Origin of the sequence: Hallerella succinigenes (assembly GCF_002797675.1) — a bacterium.
Lineage (GTDB): Bacteria > Fibrobacterota > Fibrobacteria > Fibrobacterales > Fibrobacteraceae > Hallerella > Hallerella succinigenes.
Genome location: NZ_PGEX01000001.1, coordinates 374,631 through 395,609, shown reverse-complemented (window position 1 = coordinate 395,609; position 20,979 = coordinate 374,631). Strand labels below are relative to the sequence as shown.

Here is a 20,979-nt window from a genome sequence, read left to right as displayed (position 1 = left end):
TTTTGAATTTCAGAAGTTCAAAAAAAATCGCACCCATTCGGGTGCGATTTTCATTGTATGTATTCAAAACCGCCGGCTATGGCCGGCGGGTTACTTTTTGAAATCAGACTGTCTGTTCTCTTATTTCTTTTTTCCAAAGATCTTGGAGAAGCAGAAAATGTTCAGGCCAAGAATCGCAACCCAAGATGCAATCATAAAAATCAGTCCACCAGTAGTGAGTTCCATTATGCGTCCTCCTCGGATTGACCAATGCTAACCTTTTTGATCTTCGGATCACGGCCCGTTGCGCGACCGCTCTTCCAGGCGTACCAAATGGCGACGTTCACAAGGACTGCCGAAAGAATCAAGAACAGGCGGAAACCTTGGGTGAATGCCTTTTGCGACAGGGAAATTCCAAAGAACTGCACCATGGCGTCATCGGCAATATGACGGAGCAACAGAATGTTCAAACCGTCGTGAAGGATCCAAGAAATGAGCAAAACGACAAGAGCTGTCGGACAGACGTACTGGATGATCACACGGAACACCTTCGGAAGCTTGATCGTCGCGCCTTCGTTCAAGAGGGCGAAGGCTTCGGATTCGAGAGGAACCGTTTCGGACTTTTTACGGACGAGGACAAAGGCGAAGACAATCGCTTGAATCGTTCCGAGAAGCACAAGTAGGAAGCTTCCGCCCCAGAAGTCGAGTTCGTCGACGGCGCCTGCGGCAAGGCCCGCAATCGCGAGAATGCCACCGACAAGGGAAATGAGACCGACCGTCGTCACGGCGCTCTTGCGGCTGAACTTGAGGTCGTCTTCGCAGAAGCTGATGAGCGGCTGGATAATCGAAATGGCGCTTGTCACGCCGGCGATAAAGAGCATTAAGAACCAGAGCGTCATAAAGGCACTGCCGAACGGAAGCTTGCTAAAGACGAGCGGCATGCTCTGGAATGCGAGACCGAAAGTTCCGAGCTTTGCACATTCGTCTATGTTTGCACCGATGACGATGACCGCGAGTGGAATCACAATCGTACCGCCTAGGATGATTTCTGCAAAACCGTTTGCGGCGTCAGCGGAAAGGGAGGATACCACCAGGTCTTCGTGACGCTTGGTGTAGCTCGCATAGCAGAACACGATGCCCATGCCAAGGCTCATGGTGAAGAATACCTGGCCTGCGGCAGCAAGCCAAACCTGTGGGTTTGTCAGAGCCGAAAAGTCCGGATTCCACATAAAGGCGAGGCCCTTGCTAATGCCCGGAAGCGTGAGAACGCGAATCACAAGGATGATGCCCATGACCACAAGGATCGGCATCGAAATCTTGTTCACACGTTCGATGCCCTTGCGCACACCGAAGGAAATCAAGGCCATGTTGCAGACAAAGGTAATGGCAAAGAAGACGATTGCAGCCGGGAAGGCGCCAATCTTTTCGTTCAACGCAATAAAGTTCCCAAAGAATTCCGTGATTTTACCCGCCTGGACGACTTCCATCAACTTACCGTTGAGGGAATACCAGGTAAAGGCGAGGATCCAGGATTCAATAAAGACGTAATAGAAAATAATAAAGAGCGGCGGAAGAAGACCGATCGAACCGAGGTACTTTCCCCAAGGCTTGCCGATAATCTTGTCGTAAGCGCCCGGAGAAGTCCCGTGGCGGAGAATGCCCGCATAACGTCCAAGAGTCCATTCAATCCACGACAGGGGAATGCCTAGTACGATGAACGCAATGATGTAAGGGATGATGAATGTGCCGCCGCCGTTTGTAGCCGCTTGCACAGGAAAACGTAAAAAATTGCCGAGTCCGACGGCGCTACCGGCGACTGCCAAAATAACGCCAAGTTTCGAGCCCCAATTCTCGCGTGAAGAATGCATGGCTTACCTCATCTAAGTTTGTGGCAAAAGATAACAAATTAAGGGATTATTCCGTCGACAAAAAGCACGGCGGCTGTCGCTGCGCAGGCGACGATAACAAGACCGCGCCCCAAAAGCGATGCGGTGACCGCAGCGATAAAGGCTGCAATGCCCGAAATCCGGTTATTCGTCGCATGGAAAATCACAGGGACAGTCATCGCGGCAAGCACCGTGTACGGAATATAAGCGAGGAAAGAATTCCAGAATTCGCTTTTCAACTGCTTTTTCAGCAAAATGAAAGGAATCGTCCGAAGCAAGTAAGTAACGCCCGACATCGCAAACAGATACAGGGCAAAATCGTGTAGTTTCATGCTTTCGCCTCTTCTGTTTTCTTGATCGGGAAGAACCTCGCGCAAAGAAGCGAAGCGATGACCGCGCAAATAATGATCGCAAAGCCCGCAGAAACGTTTTGCAGCACAGGCACGTAATAAAAAGCGCAACTGAGGGCGACTGCAATCGCGACGGCAATGCTTGTAGGCTTATGCGTCTTCATCGGCGGAACGACAATCGCAATGAACATGCCGTAAAGCGCAACGCCCAAGGCGTTCGTCAAAATGGCAGGCAAAATTTCGCCGGCGATTGCACCGCAAAGCGTTCCCGTGGACCAGCCGAGATACGGAAGAACCGAGAGACCAAAAAAATACAGCGGATTCACTTTTTCCTTGGAACCGATTGCGACGGCGTAAATTTCATCGGTAATGCCAATACTCAAAAGAAGGCGTTGCAAAGTTCCAAAACTCGGCGTCACCTTTTGCGAAAGGGAAATGGCCATGAGGGAATAGCGCAGGTTGATAAAGAACATCGCAATGATCATTTCGATCAGCGTGCCTGCCGCCTGCATAATCTGAAGTCCTGCAAATTGACCTGCAGAAGTCAGATTGGTCATGGATATAAGCGTTACAAGCGGCCAAGAGAGAATCTTGGAACCTGCGATACCGAAAGAGAAAGAAACGGCAAAATAGCCGATTCCGATGGGAAGTCCGTCGATGACGCCTTTAGAGAATTTCACGGCGCCAATTATAACAAAAAACTAGCCGCAGCTGAATTTACCGGCTTCTTTTCCGATGTATTCGGGGTAAATGCCGTCAAAACAGGCTGCGCAGTAGTCGCTAGGAGCCGAAGTACATTCCTTCATGCCTGCAATGCTCAGGTAGCCAAGGCTTTCGACTCCGAGCATTTTAGCGATTTCCTGCGGGCTCATGCTGCTTGCGGCCAGTTCGCCTGCGTTTGGAAAATCCATGCCGAAGTAGCAGGCGTGCGCGACGGGAGGCGATGCGATGCGGATGTGAACCTCTAAGGCGCCCGAATCGCGGAGCATTTTGGACAGGATTTTCAGCGTCGTGCCGCGGACAATGGAATCATCGACAACGCAGACCTTGCGACCTTTGAGAACGCCTTCGATCGGGTTGAACTTGAGGCGCACCTTTTGGGAACGTACGTTTTGTGTCGGGTCGATAAAGGTTCTGCCGACGTAGTGGTTCCGCAAGAGTCCGATTTCAAACTTGATGCCGGATTCGCGGGCAAAGCCCAAAGCCGCTGTTGTCGAAGAATCCGGGACCGGAATTACGATGTCCGCATCGACAGGGCATTCACGGGCGAGCTGCTTGCCCATTTTGCGGCGGATCTTGTCGCAGCTCTGCTCAAAGATCTTGGAGTCCGGGCGGGCAAAGTAGATGTATTCGAAAATACAGTGGGCGAGGCGACCTTTTTGGGTGAAGGTTTCGGACTGGAGGCCTTCTTTCGTAATCGTCAAAAGTTCTCCCGGTTGAATGTCTCGCACGTAGTTTGCGCCTAAAAGGTCAAATGCGCAGGTTTCGCTGGCGACGCACCAGCTGTTTCCAAGTCTTGCGATGGAAAGCGGTCTAAAGGCGAAACCGTCTCGGGCAACGTAGAGAGTGTCTTTCGAAAGGATCAGCATGCAGAAGCAACCGGTGAGCTTGGAAATCGCTTTCTTGATCGCTTCCTTTAAGTTTGGAGCCTGTGTGCGGGCGATTTCGTGCAAAAAGATTTCGGAGTCGGAAGTGGTCTGGAAAATGTGACCCGCTTCTTCCATTTCTTCACGGAGTTCGGCTGCGTTGGTCAGGTTGCCGTTGTGCGCAATTGCGAGCTGTCCCCATTTGCAGCTGATGAGAATCGGTTGGGCATTTGCAAGGGTGCTTGAGCCTGTTGTGCTGTAGCGGACGTGACCGACTCCGGCAAAGCCTTGCAATTCGTCGACGTTGTGTTCGCGAAGGAGAGTGGAAACCAGTCCCATGGATTTACGGACTCGGATTTTTTCTCCGTTGGAGATGGCGAAGCCGGCGCTTTCTTGGCCGCGATGCTGTAGAGCGTAGAGTCCCATACAAACATTGCGGGCGACGTTTTCACCATTGTAAATTCCGATGACGCCGCATTCTTCGTGAAGTTCATCCAACATGGGGACCTCTCTAGTGATGCCGTTAATTTAAAAAGGGGGCTTCAGTATCACAATACGAGGGCGTTTCGGTTTTTTATTTTCTTTCAACAAAATTGTAAAGCAGGTCCCCCTGTTTTTTACAAAAATGTCGTGTCAGTGCATCGTCTACGCTGGATTTTTGCAAATCGACAAATACGTTGCGAAGTTTGACGAACCGGTCGTCTTGTGCGTTCGATAGGAGCGTTTCCACCATCTTTTGAGAGTACCAGTACAAGCGTTCTACGGTCGTTCGGTCAGAATACTTGGTGAAGCTTTCCGTTAAAGCTTGGAGGCTCGGCACTGGACCTGTCGGCTGCGGAAGACCGGAGCGCGATCCGTCGATTACCTGCGCAATGCCTTCGTTCAACCATTGCGGAACCTTGGCGCGGGTCATCTGATGCACAAAGGCGTGGGTCAGCTCATGAAAAAGAATCGGACGGTAAATTGCGCGGTAGTGCATCAGGTTCGCTGGGATTCGGATCTTTCCGTCGTAAACGGCTCCGACCCAGTCGGGATGATCACCCACGCCTTGAAAATCCTTGGACTGGTACATCACCACGAGAATGGTGTTTTCGGGGTAGAACTGGAAAAGGTTCGCGAGGGAATCGTAAGCGATTTCGAGAACGCTCAGGGCTTCTTGCACTTCGATCGGGTCTGCGTAATCTTCGAGCTCTAAACGGAAATGCCCGAAATTTTGAATGCCGAGTTCATCCCGTTCGCGGATCAAAAATTTGGACTTTTCAATCAGAAAGTCAAAATCCGCCGAATGGAAGTTGCGGGATTCGATGTAGGAAATGCATTCCTCGTAGCGGCCCTGTTCAAAGAGAATGCCTGCATAATGCATTTGCAGATTGGTGTCGTTTGGAAGTTCTTTTAAGAGAAAGTCGAGATTCTTCTCGGCGCACTTCCAGTGCCTTAATTCGGAGCAAGCGTTGAATTCGTCCACGTGGCTGTTGAAGGTTTCGGCGTCTTTTTTCTGCTGCAAAAAAAATCGCGTGATGTGGAGCGAAGCGATGAACAGGACGCCGAGAACGATAAAGCCGAGGACTTTCTTCATAGGAACTTCTTATAGAAAACCGGTCAGAATCAGTGCGACAAGACCCGTGATCATCGCAAGCTTTGTCATCTTTTGGGCTGCGCGGTACTTCTTTTTATAGGTCGTGTGAATCAAGGCGATACATGTGGGCATTAGCGGAATGAGCACAAACAAAAAGGCTGGGTGGAACCAGTTCAAAAGGACGGGCATCGGAATCGAAAAAAGTCCAAATCCGATGATGAGGCTTGCAAGCATTTGAGCTTGTTCTTGGCCGGCGATTAGAGGGAATGTGGCGATGCCTGCTTTCAAGTCTCCGTTTGCATCTTCCAAGTCCTTTAAGATTTCCCGGGCGAGCGTGAACAAAAAGGCGAAGCCTGCGGTGGCGTAAAGAGGTTCAAATACGGCGTCTGTCAGGAATGCGGCTCGCAGAATGGGCGTTGCACAGAGGACGGCGACCGTGACGTTTTTCACAAGAGGAATCTTTTTCAAAATTTTGTCGTATAAAAAGAGCAGAAACAAAATGCCTGCAAAAAATCCGAGGTGCACCAGGTGCTGCGTTCCGGGGATCGCCGAGAGGAGAAGTGTTAAAACGATGCAGATGAGGCATGCGACCTTGGCCGCAAACGGGGAAACTTTTCCCGAAGGAATCGGACGATCAGGCTTGTTCACCCTGTCCGCTTCCACGTCCAACAGGTCGTTGTAAATATTTCCAAAGGCGATAGCGAATGCAAAAGCGCATGCGTCAGCGATAAAACTGGATGGGGTATAGATCCCTTTCGACAGAAAGTATCCGACGGAAAGCGTGACGATTGCAATCACGATGTTTTCGGCTCGGGACATTTTAAAAAGCGAAGGCATACGTCAAAAGATAAAAAAAGAAGAAAATATTCTAAATTAAGGCAGATGAATCACGAACTCGACAACGATCAGGAAGAAGAACACTCTGGCCGCTCATTCCGCCGCGACGCACGCGCTCGACGTGTGAACACGATGGAAATGTGGAAGCGCGGAACGCTCGACGACCGCCCGATCAAGGAACGTTGGAGTCGTGAATTCAAAAAGCCTAAAATCAAAAAAATCAAGGATCCTTCCGAAAAGTTTGATGCGGACGATTCCGTGGAAGGCTTGGTTGTGGAAGTCCACCGCAGAACTTGCGTCGTGAGACTGCCGAACGGCGACAGCGTGAATGCGACTTACCGCGCCGCGGTCGTTTACGAATTAAAGGAATTTCCGGTCGTTGGTGATCAGGTGATTATTGCCCGTGCTAAAAACGCGGAAGAAGATGCACCTTATTCGCTGCTCCGCGTGCTGCCGAGAAAGTCGGCACTCGTGCGTCCCGGTCCCAAGGACAAGTCCCGCAGGGAACTCGTTCTCGCGGCAAACATCGACCAGGTCGTGGTCGTTTCGAGTGTTGCCGAGCCTCCGTTCAACTACGGCTTTGCGGACCGCTTTTTGCTCGCGGCGAACCTTTGCAATTTGCCGCTCGTGATGGTCTTGAACAAGACGGACCTTATCGAAGAAATTCCGCAGAACGTGAAGGATTTTATTTCGATCGTCGACAAGTTCATTTGCGTGAGCTGCAAATCGGGTAAAGGCCTCGATGAACTGCGTGAAGTTTTGAAAGGCAAAAATTCCGTGCTTTCGGGAAAGAGCGGAGTCGGCAAGTCGAGCCTAGTGAACGCTCTTGTGCCCGAGGCTCAGCTGAACGTGGGAGAAGTCCGTGAACTCGACGGCAAGGGCCGTCATACGACGACTTCTTCGAGCCTCTTCGATCTTCCTTTCGGCGGTCGCATAATCGATACGCCGGGGATCCGTGAACTAGGAGTCGTGGAAATGGACGGTCATGATTTGGCTCGTTCGTTCCCGGGATTTTTCCCTGGTGAATTCTTTACTTGCAAGTACAACGATTGCATGCATATCAACGAACCGGGCTGCGATGTGCTTGCCCGTGTAGAATCGGGCGAAATTCCGAAGGCCCGCTATGCGAGCTACTTGCGCATCTTGGATTCCGACGAATAATTTTTTAAGTTGAAAAAAGGCCCGCATCGTTTGATGCGAGCCTCTTTTTGAATCTTGGGAATTAACCGCGGTTGTCAATCGGGAGCCACGGACGTTCTGCGTAGCCCGTGTAGATTTGACGCGGACGGTTGATCTTCGACAGAGGATCGTCGTGCATTTCCTTCCAATGAGCGATCCAGCCCGGGAGACGTCCGATGGCGAACATCACCGTGAGCATGTTCGTCGGGATTTCCATGGCGTGGTAAAGGATGCCCGAGTAGAAGTCCACGTTCGGGTAGAGCTTACGTTCAATGAAGTAGTCGTCATTGAGGGCTGCTTCTTCGAGTTCGCTTGCGATGTCGAGCAGTGGATCGGCAATATGTTCGCGATCGAAAATCGTGTGAACGAGGCCTTTGAGAACCTTGGCACGCGGGTCATAGTTCTTGTAGACGCGGTGACCGAAGCCGTACAGTTTGAACGGATCCTTTTTGTTCTTTGCCTTTTCGATGACCTGCTTGACCGTGAGACCGCTCTGGTGAATGTTCATCAAAGTTTCGAGAGCTGCCTGGTTTGCACCACCGTGGAGCGGACCCCACAAGGCGCAGATGCCTGCGCAGATACTTGCGTAGAGGCTTGCCTGGGAACTGCCGACCATGCGGACGGTAGAAGTCGAACAGTTCTGTTCGTGGTCTGCGTGGACGATCAAAAGAACGTTCAGTGCGTGGACAAAGAGCGGGTCAACGTTGTAAGGCTTTGCCTTGCTCGAAAACATCATGTTGAGGAAGTTCGAACAGTAGCTCTTTTCCGCATCCGGATAGACGAACGGTTCGCCGATGCTTGCCTTGTAAGAGAAGGCTGCAATCGTGCGCACCTTGGAAATCAGGCTTGCGACAGTTAGGTTGAATGCGTCCTGCTTGCTTTCGTCGTCATAGAAGCGCGGGGTAAAGAGGCCGAGCGCATTCACGACTGCACCGAGAATGCCCATCGGGTGCGCCGAAGGCGGCATTTCACGGAAGAAGTTCAACAGGTTTTCGTGAATCAGGGCATTTTCCGTCAAAAGACGACGGAACGTGCCGAGTTCTTCACGTGTCGGAAGATTTCCATAAATGAGAAGCCATGCCGTTTCTGGGAAGGTCGTGTAGGCGGCGAGGTCTTCGATATTGTAACCGCGATAGCGAAGAATGCCTTTTTCACCATCCACAAAGGTGATCTGGCTCTTCGTACTACCCGTGTTCGTGTAGCCGTAGTCCAGCGAGACAAGACCCGAGTCCTTGCGGAGCTTGGAAATGTCAATCGCCTTTTCGTTTTCCGTTCCAGTTACGAGCGGAAGGTTGTAATCCTTACCGTCGTAGTTCAAGGTAGCGAAATCGGGCATGATGCCTCCTATTACTTGGATTTGAGAGCTAGAATCGCGTGGTACACGTTGTCAAAGAGCTGCGGGAGCTTCGCCGTCGGCACGGCCGAGAAGGCGAGGCGAAGCAAGCCCTTGAGCATGATGGTACCCGTGCTGTAGTTCTGAAGAAGTTCAACGCGAACGGCTTCTGCGTCGACACCCTTCGGCTTGACGCACATAAAGTAACCGCTGTTGAACGGCATAGGTTCAAATGCTTCGGAGTATTCCGGATGGGAAGCGAGCGTTTCCTGGATGATGTCGTAACGCTTCTTCAACACGGCATACTTTTCTTCCTTTTCTTTGACGTATTCCGGGCTGTTGTAAGCGGCAAGGAGAATGAGCTGGGAAATGTTCGGAGCGTTGGAAATGTTGCCGCGGACAGCTCCTGCAGCCTTGCTTTCGAGAGCCTTGAGCTGTTCTGGAGTTGCACCCTTGAAACCGAAGGTCATAAAGCCCACGCGGAATCCCCAGACGTAGTCTTCCTTTGTCGGACCGTCGAGCTTCACAGCGAGGATGTCCTTGTGGGCGTCGAGGAGCTTCGTGAAGAGGGATTCGCGGGTCACGCCGTCTTCGTATACAAGTCCAAAGTAGGCGTCATCGAGGAGGGCGACGACCTTGTTGCCCTTTTCGGCTGCGCGGACGAGGACTTCCGTAATCTTCTTTGCTTCTTCTTCGGTAGCGGTGTAGCCGGTCGGGTTGTTCGGAAAGTTCAAGAGGAGAACCTTTTTGCCGATTCCGTCCTTGTTCAGAGCTTCTTCGAGAGCTTCGACGTCAAAACCGCCGTTCTTGAAGGTGTTGTATGTCTGAATCTTGGCACCATAGGCGTTTTCGAACACGAGTTCGTAATTGTCCCAGTAGAGGTCAGGAATGATGACCTTATCGTTTGGATCGAGGAACAGGTAGCCGGCCATGGAAATGGCGTGCGTCAAAGCGGCGGTAACGACCGGGCGGGAAAAGGACTTGCCTTCGAGGCTCGGGTTCTTGCGAATGACTTGAGCCTTCCATGCGTCACGGATGTCCGGGTTGCCGTAGCTCGGTGCATAGAGGAAGGACTGCTTCGGCATGTTCAAAGACTTCAGCACGCTCGGAAGAACGAGCGGGCTACCGTCATCTTCGAGAGCGGTACCGATTGTCGCATTGATTTCTTTACCCTTTGCTTCGCCACCTTGGCCAAGAATACCCTTGCTCGGGAAGAAAATGGCCTTTCCCTTTTCGGAAAGCATTTGGAGGATGGAGGATCCGTTAGCGGAGAGATCGCTGTTGAGCGCTTCAGCAAGAGGATTAAGATTCATAGTGCGTGTCCTTGAAGAATTTTCCAGCGGGCAAAGATAAAAAAATCCATTTGCACTAGCAAAGGGATTTTACTTGAAAATTTGTTGCAAAACTACTTGGAAAGAATCTTTCGAAGCTGGTTTACTGCGTCATTGAGATTGTCGTTGACAATTTTGTATTCATACTTGCCGTTCTGCTTGGCAAATTCGATTTCCTTGCGGGCGTTGTGCAAACGCAGGCTGATGACTTCGTCCGAGTCTGTGTGGCGGTTGCGGAGGCGCTGTTCGAGAATTTCGAGCGACGGCGGAAGGATCAAAATACCGATCGCTTCCGGGTAAACCTTGTCGAAATTGACTTTTCCGAAAACATCTAGGTCAAAAAGAACGCGCTTGCCTTCGGAAAGCATCTTTTCAACGAAGCTCTTCGGGGTACCGTAGAAGTTGCCGTGGACTTCGTTCCATTCCACAAGTTCGTTGTTTTCAATCATGCGTTTGAATTCGTCACGGCTCTTAAAGAAGTAGTGAGTGCCGTCCACTTCGCCTTCCCGCGGAGCGCGGGTCGTTGCGGAAATGGAATAAACCATATCCGGGAATTCCTTGATCACCAAGTCCTTTAAGGTCGTTTTTCCTGCTCCGGACGGAGCGCTCATTACAAACAGTTTGGATTTCATTGCGAAAAATATAGGAATTTTTTTCCCATAAACTTTCAAAAAGAAAAAGTTGAAAAAAACTGAAATCGCTTTCTTAGTGGTTCCTAAGGCTCTAGGATGGCTTTGTTTGACGAAAGCGCCTTTTCAAAGGCTTCATTTTCCGGGGAATCGCTTAACGGCAGATTGTGGCAGTCCATACGGTCCATCTTGGACGGCATCCCGGCTCGGATTCCGGATTCCGCACCCGGATTTCGATTTATCCTCAATATAGAGCGGTCTTTGTTTGACCTCTTCGTAGATGCGCCCAATATATTCGCCGACAATGCCGATCGACATCAGCTGGATTCCGCCAAAGAAAACGATTACGGTCATGAGGGAAGCCCAGCCCGGAACCGTTGTCGTAGGACTTAAGAATTTTTCGAGAATGCTCCAGATGAACACGCCAAAGGCGATGATCGTCGCAAGGAATCCCATCAAAAAGCTGATTTTCAATGGCGTCGTGCTAAAGCCTGTGATACCGTCCATTGCAAGGCGCAACATTTTGCGAAGCGGATACTTGGACGTTCCCGCTGTGCGTTCTGCACGATCGTAAAGAATGCCGATTTTTTTGAATCCCACCCAACAGACGAGCCCGCGCAAAAAACGGTTGCGTTCGGGAAGGGCGTTCAATTGGTCCACGACGATACGGTCCATTAAACGGAAGTCGCCTGTATCCTGCGGAATTTCAATGCTCGTGAGCGAATGCAAGACCTTGTAAAAAAGGTGCGCTGTCGCCTTTTTAAAAATTGTTTCGCCTTTGCGCTTGTGGCGCTGTGCATAGACCACCTGGTAACCTTCGCGCCATTTTACAAGCATATCCTTGATCAGCGAAGGGGGATCCTGCAAGTCGCCGTCAATGATTACGACGGCGTCGCCCTGGGCGTGCTTTAATCCCGCGCTGAATGCTGCCTGGTGACCGAAATTGCGGCTAAAATTCACAAGCTTATTCTGCGGAGTCTGCTCTAAGAGTTTTTCCAAAATTTCACGGGTACGATCCTTAGAACCGTCGTTCACAAAGATCAGTTCATGCTCGATATCTTGAAGTTCCTCTTCGAGAACCGAAAAGGTCTTTGCGACGATTTCTTCTTCGTTAAACAGGGGTACGATAACGGATAAAAGCACTATTTCACCTCGGATTTTAAATCGACCTTTCCGCTCGGAAAAAGAGTCGGATGGACAATGTCCACATGGTCGCAGTTTTTATTCGAAAGGGAATCGGTCGAAATCAAAAGTTCACGGACGCCGTGCACAATCACGTTTAACGAATCCAGCTTTCCTATGGTAACGTTCGGGTTTTGGTAAAGGAGCTTGCCGTCGCCAAAAACTTTGTACGCAATGCCGTCGCTGCAAAGGCTTTCTTCGTCAAGACCGACGATGGCGGTCAAGCGTTCGAACTTGCCTTGCAAGTCGAAGTGCGTTTCGCTCGAAGCGTGAACGCCAAAGCCTTCGGTAAACTTTTTGCCGTTGAGCGTAAAGGCGTGCCCTTCGACCGATGCGTTCCTGCTCAGGTTTCCCCAGGCCTGCTTGTGCGCTGTCGGCTGCATTTGGGAAAGTTCGAGTGCCCCTTCAAAGCGGAAGAAACGGTAATTTTCAATGTGGGCGACCGATTCGGATGTCGTCGAGTCGTAAATGTCCGCTTCGAGCTTGTTGTATCCGGGCTTTAAAACGGGACCGGTGAGCGTGTCGCTGTAATCGCCCGCCTGGTAAGGCTTCGCATAAATCGAATCTCCGTTCAACGTAAAGCGGATCTTCCACGGAGCCTTGGTGCCAAAGTATTCGGACGAGTTAAAGATGAATGTCTGCGTGGAAGGTTCTCCCTGCCAGAATCCAAAGGCAAAGAGCTTTTCCGGATCGTAATTGCGACGGGTCGAAATCTTTTTAATCGTCACCCAGTAGTTGCGGGTAATCAGCACCTGGTAAACGTCTTCGAGTTTCACTTCGCGCTCAAAAATGTCGCAGGTCGTCGGAATGCGATGTTCCACCGCCTTCGCATGGTACGTTTTGGAATCCCAGCAGTCGAGACCGCGAATGTAGTATACTTCGCCGTCGTACTTTTGAATCAAGCTCTGCAGGGAATCTTTCGAAATCTGACGGGCGCGGTTGTAATGGATTGCGGACTGTCCGTAGGCGACAAAATGCCAGGGCCTTCCGTACACGAACAGGCGAGGCTTTTTCGGTTGCTGGTTCAACCACTTCCAAATTTCGACTTCTTCGGTCGTCAGATGGTTGCGGTTGTACATGATGTTCTTGTTGAAGCTTTCCTTGTAACCGAGCGTGTTGCCGCAGACGATAACGGAAAGGATCAAAGTGACGGCGAAATTTGCCTTGAAATCGTTCTGCAGGTTCGTCTTTCCGGCGAGGAAATAGGCGACGTTAAGGAGCTTTCGAATGCCGAATGCCGCAAGGAACGCCATGGTCGGCATCATCACGAGGGCGTAACGCTGGTTGATTTCAATATTGAAGTCGCCCGAAACGTTTTCGAGAATCATGTACGTCTGAATATGGTACAATAGCAGGAATCCGGCGATTTTCGTGTTCGTTCCGTAATTTTTCGAAAGAAGCTCCTTGGCCACCAAGGCGGCAAGGATTACGAGTCCCAAAAGGAAGAGCCAGTTAAAGCTCGAAAGGAATGGATTTGCGAGCAGACCGCTGTCGGAGAGCGGCTTCGTCATCACTTCCCAGTTGCTCTTCAGGTTTTCAATGAAGTGACCGTGGGCGGAGTACTGCCCGCCTTGGAAACCGTAACCTTGGAAGTAGCTGATTGTAATCAGGATTGGAACGGAAAAAAGCGAAAGTGTGACAAAGAACGCCGGGGCTTTCAAATCCTTTTTGTCGAGAATCTTCGGCAGGGCGACGACGAGGAAGGCGAGAAAACAGAAAACCGTTTCCTGGCGGGTCTGCGCAAAGAATCCGAGTACGAGGGCGCAAAGGATCCAGTGGCGAAGCGTGTTGCGGTCAAAAGCCCACTTGAGGACCCAGAGCGAAAGAGCGCTGAGGAAAATATAGAGCGGTTCGACAGACATCGAACGGAATTGGAAAAGGACCGTCGGCTGTGCAAAAAGAAGAATGCTCGTAAGAGCTGACATCAGGTCGTCGGAAGTCCACGCGCGGATGGCAAAAAATAGGAGCAGTGCCGCAAAAAAGAGCATCGCGAGTTCGCAGTGGAAAATCCAGTGCAGGTCCGGTCCAAAGAACGGCATTCCGAGCAGGTACAGGAATGAAAGCCCCTTGGTTTTAAAGCTGTCGGAATCCTTGAAACAGTTCAATTTGCCTTTTTCGAATTCGCCTTCGTCACAAGTGCCGGTCGTCTGGTTGAAGTACATATTCTGGGCGATCGCCATGAACACGCTTTCATCGCTCTGCACACGGTGGCGGGCTTCGATTTGCGAGCCGGCAAAGAGGGTTGCCCCCAAGGCGAAGAGAACGGTCAAAATAATGAAAGGCTTGGGAGGCAGGTGTTCCTTGATGTAGGAACGGAAATCTCGAAAGAGAAAACCGAAAAGAATTACCATGCTGCAGAATTGCACAAGGAATAGCGGCAGTGGAAGCTTTAAATCCAGAACGCGGATGAATTCTTTCTCGCCAACATTCGGGGCGAGATATATCAAAAAAGGAATCAGGGCGGCGATAATAATTCCCGCGATTCCTGCTGGATGCATGAAATTTTTGAAGAGAGCTAGTATGTTTTTCATCAGAAGCGAATATAGTTTTTTTTGATACGTTCTTGAGGAAAGGGAAAAGGCGATGAGCTTCATCTGGCGAACCGTTTGAACGGTCAAGGATTTTTTCTCCGATTTGCAGGTTTGGGAATACTGCTGTTCGGTCTAATTCTCTTTTGCCAACGCCAGTGCCGTCTATACTTTAGATGAATGATATATACAAATGAATTAGACTGTATTAAGATGCGATCGTTGCCTGCAAGGTGAAACGACGGCTCTTTCGCAAGACAAGGAACTTTTAGCCGTGATGGACAACTATTATCAATAACGAGGAGCCGGGGGGGATTCCGCTGATCAGCCCTGCGAGGCGAAACGGATTTGCCTGGAGTCGCTTGCTGTGCAACAGTCGCACATGTTGTTGGAAGAAGAAATGGTTACAGTTTTTACCCGTGGCTTTTTAAGGTGAACGTGAAGGTGGGTGAAAATCGTACGACGGTGCGCAAAGGACTTTACCTGAACTGAACGCTCGCGAAATCCTAACGATGGCGCTATTCCCGCAAAACTTCGGAGCGGCATAAGGAATTGTTTTTCGACGGGAGATTATAGGGCTGTGCTGGTTAGGAATTCCGACAAAAAATAAATTTAAAAACATGCCTTTTTTGAAAAATATGTATATTTTGCTCGGTAAGGTCTTGATGATTTTGACCAATCTTTTTTGGAAACGACAATACGATATGTAGAAATAAAAACGACATCTCTATTTAATACTTGTTTGTTAAATCTCGGTTCTTTCGAACCGGCGTTAATTGACATATTGAATAAGGAGTCGTTATGTCCAATACAGCTAAGTTCCGTATCAATGCGGAGGAAATCCGCCTCACCAACAGCCGCCGTATGCTGATTGCCAGCATGGACAGGGTAACAGAACGCTTGGAAAACAGGCTTTTTGCCCTAAGTTCCGCGGAAGTCGACCGGTTGAATCGTCAGTTGGAAAATATCCAGAACCGTCTGGCGGAAATAAACGACCGGCTGATGGATATTCAGAACCAAAAACGCGCAACCACTTTCAGGGTTTCCTTCCCCGATATGGAGAAGGATGGCGAACGCAAATCCTGCATCGTCTGGAAAACGTGATTTCGTTTCTTACGCTCTCCGCAGTCTCTTCTTTAGGGGGCGGGGAGTTTTTTTTGGGGGGGGATTCTATACGAAGTTCCTCCCCCGTAATACCTCGGCACTTTTTAGAAGGATTTCAAGGAAAAAAGCGTGGTGGGCATCTCGCAATTTGCGAAAAGTTTGAAATACCGTTTCGCAACAAGGCGACTCTACCTGTTAGAGAGAAAAATTTCCCATTCCGAAGAAAACATTCCCGTCTAAGAAAATCTTCCCTGATGACAACTAGCGCTTTCTGTGGAAGATTGTATATTCATTCTTTTTTTTGCACTTTTCCCAGCTTCCGCTTTCGATGGAATTCGGAAGATATTCGTTCTTGTGCGGGGCGAATATTTGTTTGGGGGGCAAGATTAAAAAAGAGAGGAGAGGGGATGTCGTGAAAACAAAAAAGGCTGCCCGCAGGCAGCCTTGAAATGTTTGAAGGAATTCCCTTTCGGACTAGCCTTCGATTTTCTTGGCGGTAATGTTGATGGTTATTTGTTTCGTATCAACCGACTTCTCGATAATCACAAGATACGTCGAGCCGCCTTTCTGCAATCCATACGTTTGGGTGGCGGCGCTTTCGGATACCGATGCATAGCCCGCATCGCTCAATCCCGACGACAAGGAATTGGTGAAGGTCGTCAACTTTGTCCCTTGGGATGACAAGAAACTTTGTTGCGCCGCCCATACCGCGGTGTCCGCGCTGGATGCCCCCTCGTCTTTCGTGAAGGAGGCGAGTCCCGCCAAAAAGTCCAGGTTCTCGTCGTTGAAAACAGTCGGCGCGGAAGAGCTTGAAGACTCGCTGCTGGAGGATTCCGCCGAAGAGCTGGACACTGCGGAAGAGCTGGAGGATTCCGTTGAAGAGCTGGACACTGCGGAGCTGCTCGAAGCGACGCTGGAGCTGGAAACGGAGGACGAGGACTGCGCGCTGCTGCTCGAAGATTTGGCGCTCGAGCTGCTGACCGCCGGGGTGAGGGTGAGAGGAATTTTTGACAGCCAGTGTTTGTTGATGTCTTCGCAATCGGACTGGATGAGCGGTTCAATGAAAGAACGATTCTCGAAACCTTCGATGGAAAAACGCGCATCGCCGTTGCTAGAAGAAGTTACCTTTCCGCCTTTCTTGAAAAATTCCATGTAAGGATCGGAAGCCTTGAGCCCAGTCAGCGACTGCACTTTGGTAAAATCGTCGTTGTCGATTGCCGTTGAGATTGCCAAAACGGCGTTGTTGAAGGCGGTCAAAGAATCCGAATCGCTGTACCACTTGGTAGACTTGATGTCAAAATACCACTTTTTCCCGTTGACAAAAGTGAGTTCGGCCCGGGTGAGATTATCGGCAAGGCAGCCGTATACAATGGAATTGCTATATGTGCATAGCTGGGAATCCATTAGACCGGACATATAGGCGACGCTCAAGTCGGTTTTCAATCCCTTGTATTCATAAATTCCCCAAGGCGAAAGAGCAAGGCTCGAGTCGCATTTGGCATCGACATGGAAACCGTATTGATAGGCGGTGCATTGTATCCATTCATTTTTGCAAACGTATGCGGAATCCATTACGCGGGACGCCGATACCAAGCATTCCGAATAGCTTGCCAGACGCTTGTCCGCATTTGTATAAGCCGACCATTTGAGTTGCCAGGGTACGTTTAAAACAAGGCTGTCCCCGATAGCGTAAAGGGAGATTGTCGTGATGCTGTCGGAGCAGGTTTTTAGCATTTCAATGGGGAGCGCAGAACTGCTGGAAGCCGCTTCCGAACTGCTGCTCGCCTCGGTGCTGGAGCTGCTCGAAAGGGAATCCGACGCCGAGGAACTCAAAAGGGTGTCTGCTGCGCTGCTGTCCGCCGAGGAGCTGCTCGGGTTCTTTCCCGACGAAGAGGAAACGTCCGACGAGTCCGTTGCGGAGGTGTCCGTTCCCGTCGTATCGGCGACGATTACCCATTCGCCGTCTTCGCAAAAGTAGTCCGCGGAATCGCTTTCCACGTAGAGCGTGTCTCCGGCGATTTTCTCGGTGCACTCGGGCAGGTTGTCCTTCGTGCTGAAGATATCCGTTTTGCTGCTGGAGCTGCTGTCGTCTCCGCAGGCGATAATGCCCAGAAGAGCGGCGCCCGCGGTGGCTGCTTTCAAGGTGAAGGTTTTCATGTGCTCTCCTTTGATGTGATTTTGAATTGCGTTAAATATAACAATTAGCTGTTTTTTTCTTATGCTTTTGAAAATTCTTCGAAAATTTTGACCGGAATCGCCGAGGGCATCCCGAATGGCTCCTCGTTTTTGCCGGAAAGCTGTTTCCTTTGCCGTTTTTCCTGTGGGATTTTCTTTTTATAGTTGAGAAATCGGGGAATGTAATTTAAATTTGGGGCGCAAATTTTTTACAGAGGCTTCTTGTGGACAATTCAATTATTCTCAAAGCAGCAGACAACGTGCGAATCCTTTCCGCCTCCATGGTCGAAAAGGCTAAGTCCGGACACCCGGGTGGAGCAATGGGCGCCGCAACGGCCATTACTCTTCTTTTTGCGGAATTCCTCCGTTTCGATCCGAAGAATCCGCAGTGGGAAGCGCGTGACCGCTTCCTCATGGACCCGGGCCACATGTCCCCGCTGCTCTATGCAGAACTTGTCCTCACCGGTCGTCTTTCCTTGGAAGACTTGAAGAACTTCCGCCAGTTCGGCAGCATCACTTCCGGTCACCCGGAACTCTCCGTGGAACACGGAGTCGAAAACTCTTCGGGCCCTCTCGGTCTCGGTCAGGGTATGGCTGTGGGCGTTGCGATTGCGGAACGTTACAAGGTCGCCCACTTCGGTGACATCCTCTCTCACAAGACGGTTGTGCTCGTTTCGGACGGCGGCATCCAGGAAGAAATCGCTTACGGTGTCGGCCGCGTGGCTGGTCACTTGAAGCTCTCCAATTTGATTTTCTTCTATGACGCAAACGGTGTACAGCTTTCTTGCGAAACCAAGGACGTCATGGACCAGGACTTCAAGAAGCAGTATGAATCCTGGGGCTTTAGGGTTCTCGAAGCCGACGGTGAAAACGTCGATGAACTCCGTACCGCTTTCAAGGCTGCTTATGCAGAAACCGAACGTCCGACGATCATCATCGGTCACACGACGATGGCAAAGGGCGCAGTCGGTGCCGCCGGCGAATCTTTCGAAGGCAAGGTTTCTACCCACGGTCAGCCGCTTTCCGGCGCAGGCGCTTCGACAGAAGAAACCGTCCGTCGTTTGGGCGGTAATGCGGAAAATCCGTTCGAAGTCTTCCCGGAAGTCAAGAAGGCTTTCGACGAACGCTTGAAGGAACTCGAAAAGATTGCCGCCGAATGGAAGGCAAAGAAGGCGGACTGGGATGCGAAGAATCCGGAAAAGGCTGCGACGATCCAGTCATGGCTCTCCGGCAAGAACATTCAGCTCAACCTGAAGGATTTGGAACAGAAGGAAGGCGTTGCCACCCGTAACAGTTCGGGCACGGTCCTTTCTTACCTCGCCAAGAATTACAAGAATATCATCTGCAGCTCCGCAGACCTTTCGAACAGCGACCAAACTCAGAAGTTCTTGAATGAAACCCGCATCATGACGCCGGGTGACTTTGGCGGTGCATTTGTCCAGGTCGGCGTTGCGGAACTCACCATGGGCGCTATCGCTTGCGGTCTCGCTCTCCATGGAGGTCTGTACCCGATTTGCGCCACGTTCTTCGTGTTCAGCGACTTCATGAAGCCGGTCATCCGTATGGCCGCCCTCCAGGGCCTTCCGGTGAAGTACGTCTTTACGCATGACAGCTTCCGCGTCGGCGAAGACGGTCCGACTCACCAGCCGATCGAACACGAAACGCAGATTCGCCTTCTCGAAGATTTGATGAAGGAAGATGGTCGCTCCCAGATGCTCGTTCTCCGTCCGGCTGATCCGGCAGAAACGTCTGTCGCATGGGAAATGGCTTTTGAAAATACCGATAGCCCGACAGCTCTCATTTTGACCCGTCAGAAGGTCGGCTCTCTTCCGTGCCCGCAGGGCAGCTCCCGTTATGCGGAAGCCGCCAAGTGCCGCAAGGGCGCTTATGTCGTGAGCGACAATACTCCGGCAGGCAAGAATCCGGACCTGACTTTCGTTGCGAACGGTTCCGACGTTTATCTCGAACACGAAGCCGCAGAAGTGCTCCGCAAGGAAGGCAAGAATGTGCGCGTCGTTTCGATGATCAGCCCGAAGCTCTTCACGCTCCAGGACAAGGCTTATCGCGATTCCATCATCGTTCCTTGGACTCCGGTGTTTGCTCTTTCGAGCGGTCTTCCGGTCCTGTTCAAGGATGTCGTCGGTGGCTTTGGTAAGGTCGCAGGCCTCGAACGCTTTGGTGCTTCGGCTCCGGCATCTGTCCTCGAAAAGAAGTTCGGTTATGAACCGGCAGCTGTCGTGGAACAGGCGAAGGCTTACCTCGCTGAATTTGCTCAGTCCGTTGCCGATTTCAAGAAGGCAAACGGCTAAGAGTTCGTACAAATAAATTCAAAAAAGTCCGCAGCGAGCGGACTTTTTTTACATTCATGCCAATAAGGTTTATTTTGGAGGTTTTAATGAATTTCGCCAAGTTTTCTCTCGGTGCTTTTGCCTTGACGGCGATGCTTGTCGCCTGCGATAGTGACAGTGCCTCTGCCAAGGATACGGAAATTGAGGAACTGTCTTCTTCGAGTGCCGTGGAGATTGCTTCATCGTCTTCGACGATTCGTAATGACAGCTTGTCTTCCAGTGCCATAGAGAGTTCTTCTTCGAGTGTCATGGAAAGTTCTTCTTCGAGTGAAACGACGCAATCCAGCAGTTCTTCTGAAAACATAAGCGCTGGCAGTGTTTACGATGCAACCGCAAAAACGCTGAAAGATTTGCGCGACGGCCAGACCTACAAGACGGTGGTCATCGGCGAGCAGACTTGGATGGCCGAAAACCTGAATTACGAGACGGAGAACAGCTACTGTTATGATGACGATCCCTCCAACTGCTCCAAGTACGGTCGCCTGTACACCTGGGCGGCGGCGATGGACTCGGTGAAACTTGCAACCGATGCGGACAATCCGCTAGACTGCGGCTACGGCAAGATTTGCGGTCTTTCTGGCAAAGTCCAGGGTGTTTGCCCCGAGGGTTGGCACTTGCCAAGTTACGATGAATGGAACACTCTCTTCACGGCAGTGGGCGGTAAATCCACAGCCGGTGCCAAGCTCAAATCGCAGACTGGTTGGGCTGCATATGGCGGAATCACCAATGAGGACTCTTTCGGTTTCTCGGCGTTGCCTGCCGGCTACAGGTACTACAGTGGGGATTACAGCCTCGAGGGCTACAACGCGCTCTTCTGGAGTTCTACGGAGGGCAGTAGTAGCGGCGCGTACTACATGACCTTGTACTACGACTACCACGACGCGCCCCTGGACTACTACAGTAAGAACTACGGGCATTCCGTTCGTTGTGTAAAGGACTAGGGAAAATAAGAGGGT

The 20,979-nt window shown here is 50.8% G+C and carries 17 protein-coding genes; 5 read left to right on the top strand and 12 right to left on the bottom strand.

Translation table 11 applies throughout. The features are described 5' to 3' along the window. Window positions 1–224 precede the first annotated feature (224 nt). From BGX16_RS01720 to BGX16_RS01695, 6 genes are all read right to left on the bottom strand, one after another. Entirely contained in the window at window positions 225–1,847 is a 1,623-nt protein-coding gene (locus BGX16_RS01720) for a sodium-dependent transporter (protein WP_100424510.1), read from the bottom strand. 38 nt (window positions 1,848–1,885) lie between these two features. Further along, window positions 1,886–2,197, bottom strand: coding sequence for an AzlD domain-containing protein (locus tag BGX16_RS01715; protein WP_100424509.1), 312 nt, complete (start codon window positions 2,195–2,197; stop codon window positions 1,886–1,888). Beyond that, entirely contained in the window at window positions 2,194–2,895 is a 702-nt protein-coding gene (locus BGX16_RS01710; RefSeq protein WP_100424508.1) for an AzlC family ABC transporter permease, read from the bottom strand. The genes BGX16_RS01715 and BGX16_RS01710 overlap by 4 nt, the downstream gene beginning before the upstream one ends. A 21-nt stretch (window positions 2,896–2,916) precedes the next feature. Next, window positions 2,917–4,302, bottom strand: a complete 1,386-nt coding sequence (gene purF / locus BGX16_RS01705; RefSeq protein ID WP_100424507.1) for an amidophosphoribosyltransferase — start codon at window positions 4,300–4,302, stop codon at window positions 2,917–2,919. Between the two features lie 73 nt (window positions 4,303–4,375). Beyond that, a complete protein-coding gene (locus BGX16_RS01700) occupies window positions 4,376–5,377 on the bottom strand; it encodes a gluzincin family metallopeptidase (protein WP_100424506.1) in 1,002 nt (333 codons plus the stop codon). A 9-nt stretch (window positions 5,378–5,386) separates the two neighbouring features. Continuing rightward, window positions 5,387–6,214, bottom strand: coding sequence for a geranylgeranylglycerol-phosphate geranylgeranyltransferase (locus tag BGX16_RS01695; protein ID WP_100424505.1), 828 nt, complete (start codon window positions 6,212–6,214; stop codon window positions 5,387–5,389). A 45-nt stretch (window positions 6,215–6,259) separates the two neighbouring features. Between BGX16_RS01695 and rsgA the strand changes: the two genes are divergently transcribed. Continuing rightward, window positions 6,260–7,375: a ribosome small subunit-dependent GTPase A gene (gene rsgA / locus BGX16_RS01690; protein ID WP_100424504.1), complete on the top strand. Its 1,116-nt coding sequence runs from the start codon at window positions 6,260–6,262 to the stop codon at window positions 7,373–7,375. Window positions 7,376–7,436: 61 nt separating this feature from the next. Here the strand turns inward: rsgA and BGX16_RS01685 are convergent, their stop codons facing one another. The 5 genes from BGX16_RS01685 to BGX16_RS01665 all read right to left on the bottom strand — a co-directional run bounded on the left by BGX16_RS01685 (window position 7,437) and on the right by BGX16_RS01665 (window position 14,366). Then, window positions 7,437–8,729, bottom strand: a complete 1,293-nt coding sequence (locus BGX16_RS01685) for a citrate synthase (RefSeq protein ID WP_100424503.1) — start codon at window positions 8,727–8,729, stop codon at window positions 7,437–7,439. A gap of 11 nt (window positions 8,730–8,740) precedes the next feature. Continuing rightward, window positions 8,741–10,039, bottom strand: coding sequence for an aminotransferase class I/II-fold pyridoxal phosphate-dependent enzyme (locus BGX16_RS01680; RefSeq protein ID WP_100424502.1), 1,299 nt, complete (start codon window positions 10,037–10,039; stop codon window positions 8,741–8,743). 92 nt (window positions 10,040–10,131) lie between these two features. Then, window positions 10,132–10,689: a guanylate kinase gene (gmk, locus tag BGX16_RS01675; protein ID WP_100424501.1), complete on the bottom strand. Its 558-nt coding sequence runs from the start codon at window positions 10,687–10,689 to the stop codon at window positions 10,132–10,134. A 132-nt stretch (window positions 10,690–10,821) separates the two neighbouring features. Then, the gene (locus BGX16_RS01670; protein ID WP_100424500.1) at window positions 10,822–11,829 is read right to left on the bottom strand and encodes a glycosyltransferase; all 1,008 of its coding nucleotides are present in this window, start codon (window positions 11,827–11,829) and stop codon (window positions 10,822–10,824) included. Beyond that, the gene (locus BGX16_RS01665; protein WP_241899401.1) at window positions 11,829–14,366 is read right to left on the bottom strand and encodes an NPCBM/NEW2 domain-containing protein; all 2,538 of its coding nucleotides are present in this window, start codon (window positions 14,364–14,366) and stop codon (window positions 11,829–11,831) included. Before BGX16_RS01665 ends, BGX16_RS01670 begins: the two co-directional genes overlap by 1 nt. 378 nt (window positions 14,367–14,744) lie before the next feature. Here BGX16_RS01665 and BGX16_RS14435 point away from each other — a divergent pair, with 378 nt between their 5' ends. Then, complete coding sequence (locus BGX16_RS14435; protein WP_157797810.1) at window positions 14,745–14,888, top strand: hypothetical protein; 144 nt, start codon at window positions 14,745–14,747, stop codon at window positions 14,886–14,888. A 309-nt stretch (window positions 14,889–15,197) separates the two neighbouring features. After that, a complete protein-coding gene (locus BGX16_RS01660) occupies window positions 15,198–15,500 on the top strand; it encodes a hypothetical protein (RefSeq protein WP_100424498.1) in 303 nt (100 codons plus the stop codon). Between the two features lie 474 nt (window positions 15,501–15,974). Here the strand turns inward: BGX16_RS01660 and BGX16_RS01655 are convergent, their stop codons facing one another. Continuing rightward, window positions 15,975–17,657, bottom strand: coding sequence for a hypothetical protein (locus BGX16_RS01655; protein ID WP_100424497.1), 1,683 nt, complete (start codon window positions 17,655–17,657; stop codon window positions 15,975–15,977). A gap of 242 nt (window positions 17,658–17,899) precedes the next feature. Here BGX16_RS01655 and BGX16_RS01650 point away from each other — a divergent pair, with 242 nt between their 5' ends. Both BGX16_RS01650 and BGX16_RS01645 read left to right on the top strand, forming a co-directional pair. Beyond that, window positions 17,900–19,984 carry a transketolase family protein gene (locus BGX16_RS01650; RefSeq protein WP_100424496.1) on the top strand — a complete coding sequence of 695 codons (2,085 nt, stop codon included), beginning with the start codon at window positions 17,900–17,902 and terminating at the stop codon, window positions 19,982–19,984. An 86-nt stretch (window positions 19,985–20,070) separates the two neighbouring features. After that, window positions 20,071–20,964, top strand: coding sequence for a fibrobacter succinogenes major paralogous domain-containing protein (locus BGX16_RS01645; RefSeq protein ID WP_241899400.1), 894 nt, complete (start codon window positions 20,071–20,073; stop codon window positions 20,962–20,964). The last annotated feature ends 15 nt before the right edge of the window (window positions 20,965–20,979 follow it).

What these genes read in the sequence shown, in the direction of transcription:
- BGX16_RS01720 (WP_100424510.1), bottom strand. Translation starts at nt 1,847, where the DNA reads ATGCATTCTTCACGCGAGAATTGGGGCTCGAAACTTGGCGTTATTTTG.
- BGX16_RS01715 (WP_100424509.1), bottom strand. Translation starts at nt 2,197, where the DNA reads ATGAAACTACACGATTTTGCCCTGTATCTGTTTGCGATGTCGGGCGTT.
- purF (WP_100424507.1), bottom strand. Translation starts at nt 4,302, where the DNA reads ATGTTGGATGAACTTCACGAAGAATGCGGCGTCATCGGAATTTACAAT.
- BGX16_RS01700 (WP_100424506.1), bottom strand. Translation starts at nt 5,377, where the DNA reads ATGAAGAAAGTCCTCGGCTTTATCGTTCTCGGCGTCCTGTTCATCGCT.
- BGX16_RS01695 (WP_100424505.1), bottom strand. Translation starts at nt 6,214, where the DNA reads ATGCCTTCGCTTTTTAAAATGTCCCGAGCCGAAAACATCGTGATTGCA.
- rsgA (WP_100424504.1), top strand. Translation starts at nt 6,260, where the DNA reads ATGAATCACGAACTCGACAACGATCAGGAAGAAGAACACTCTGGCCGC.
- BGX16_RS01685 (WP_100424503.1), bottom strand. Translation starts at nt 8,729, where the DNA reads ATGCCCGATTTCGCTACCTTGAACTACGACGGTAAGGATTACAACCTT.
- BGX16_RS01680 (WP_100424502.1), bottom strand. Translation starts at nt 10,039, where the DNA reads ATGAATCTTAATCCTCTTGCTGAAGCGCTCAACAGCGATCTCTCCGCT.
- gmk (WP_100424501.1), bottom strand. Translation starts at nt 10,689, where the DNA reads ATGAAATCCAAACTGTTTGTAATGAGCGCTCCGTCCGGAGCAGGAAAA.
- BGX16_RS01665 (WP_241899401.1), bottom strand. Translation starts at nt 14,366, where the DNA reads ATGCATCCAGCAGGAATCGCGGGAATTATTATCGCCGCCCTGATTCCT.
- BGX16_RS01660 (WP_100424498.1), top strand. Translation starts at nt 15,198, where the DNA reads ATGTCCAATACAGCTAAGTTCCGTATCAATGCGGAGGAAATCCGCCTC.
- BGX16_RS01655 (WP_100424497.1), bottom strand. Translation starts at nt 17,657, where the DNA reads ATGAAAACCTTCACCTTGAAAGCAGCCACCGCGGGCGCCGCTCTTCTG.
- BGX16_RS01645 (WP_241899400.1), top strand. Translation starts at nt 20,071, where the DNA reads ATGAATTTCGCCAAGTTTTCTCTCGGTGCTTTTGCCTTGACGGCGATG.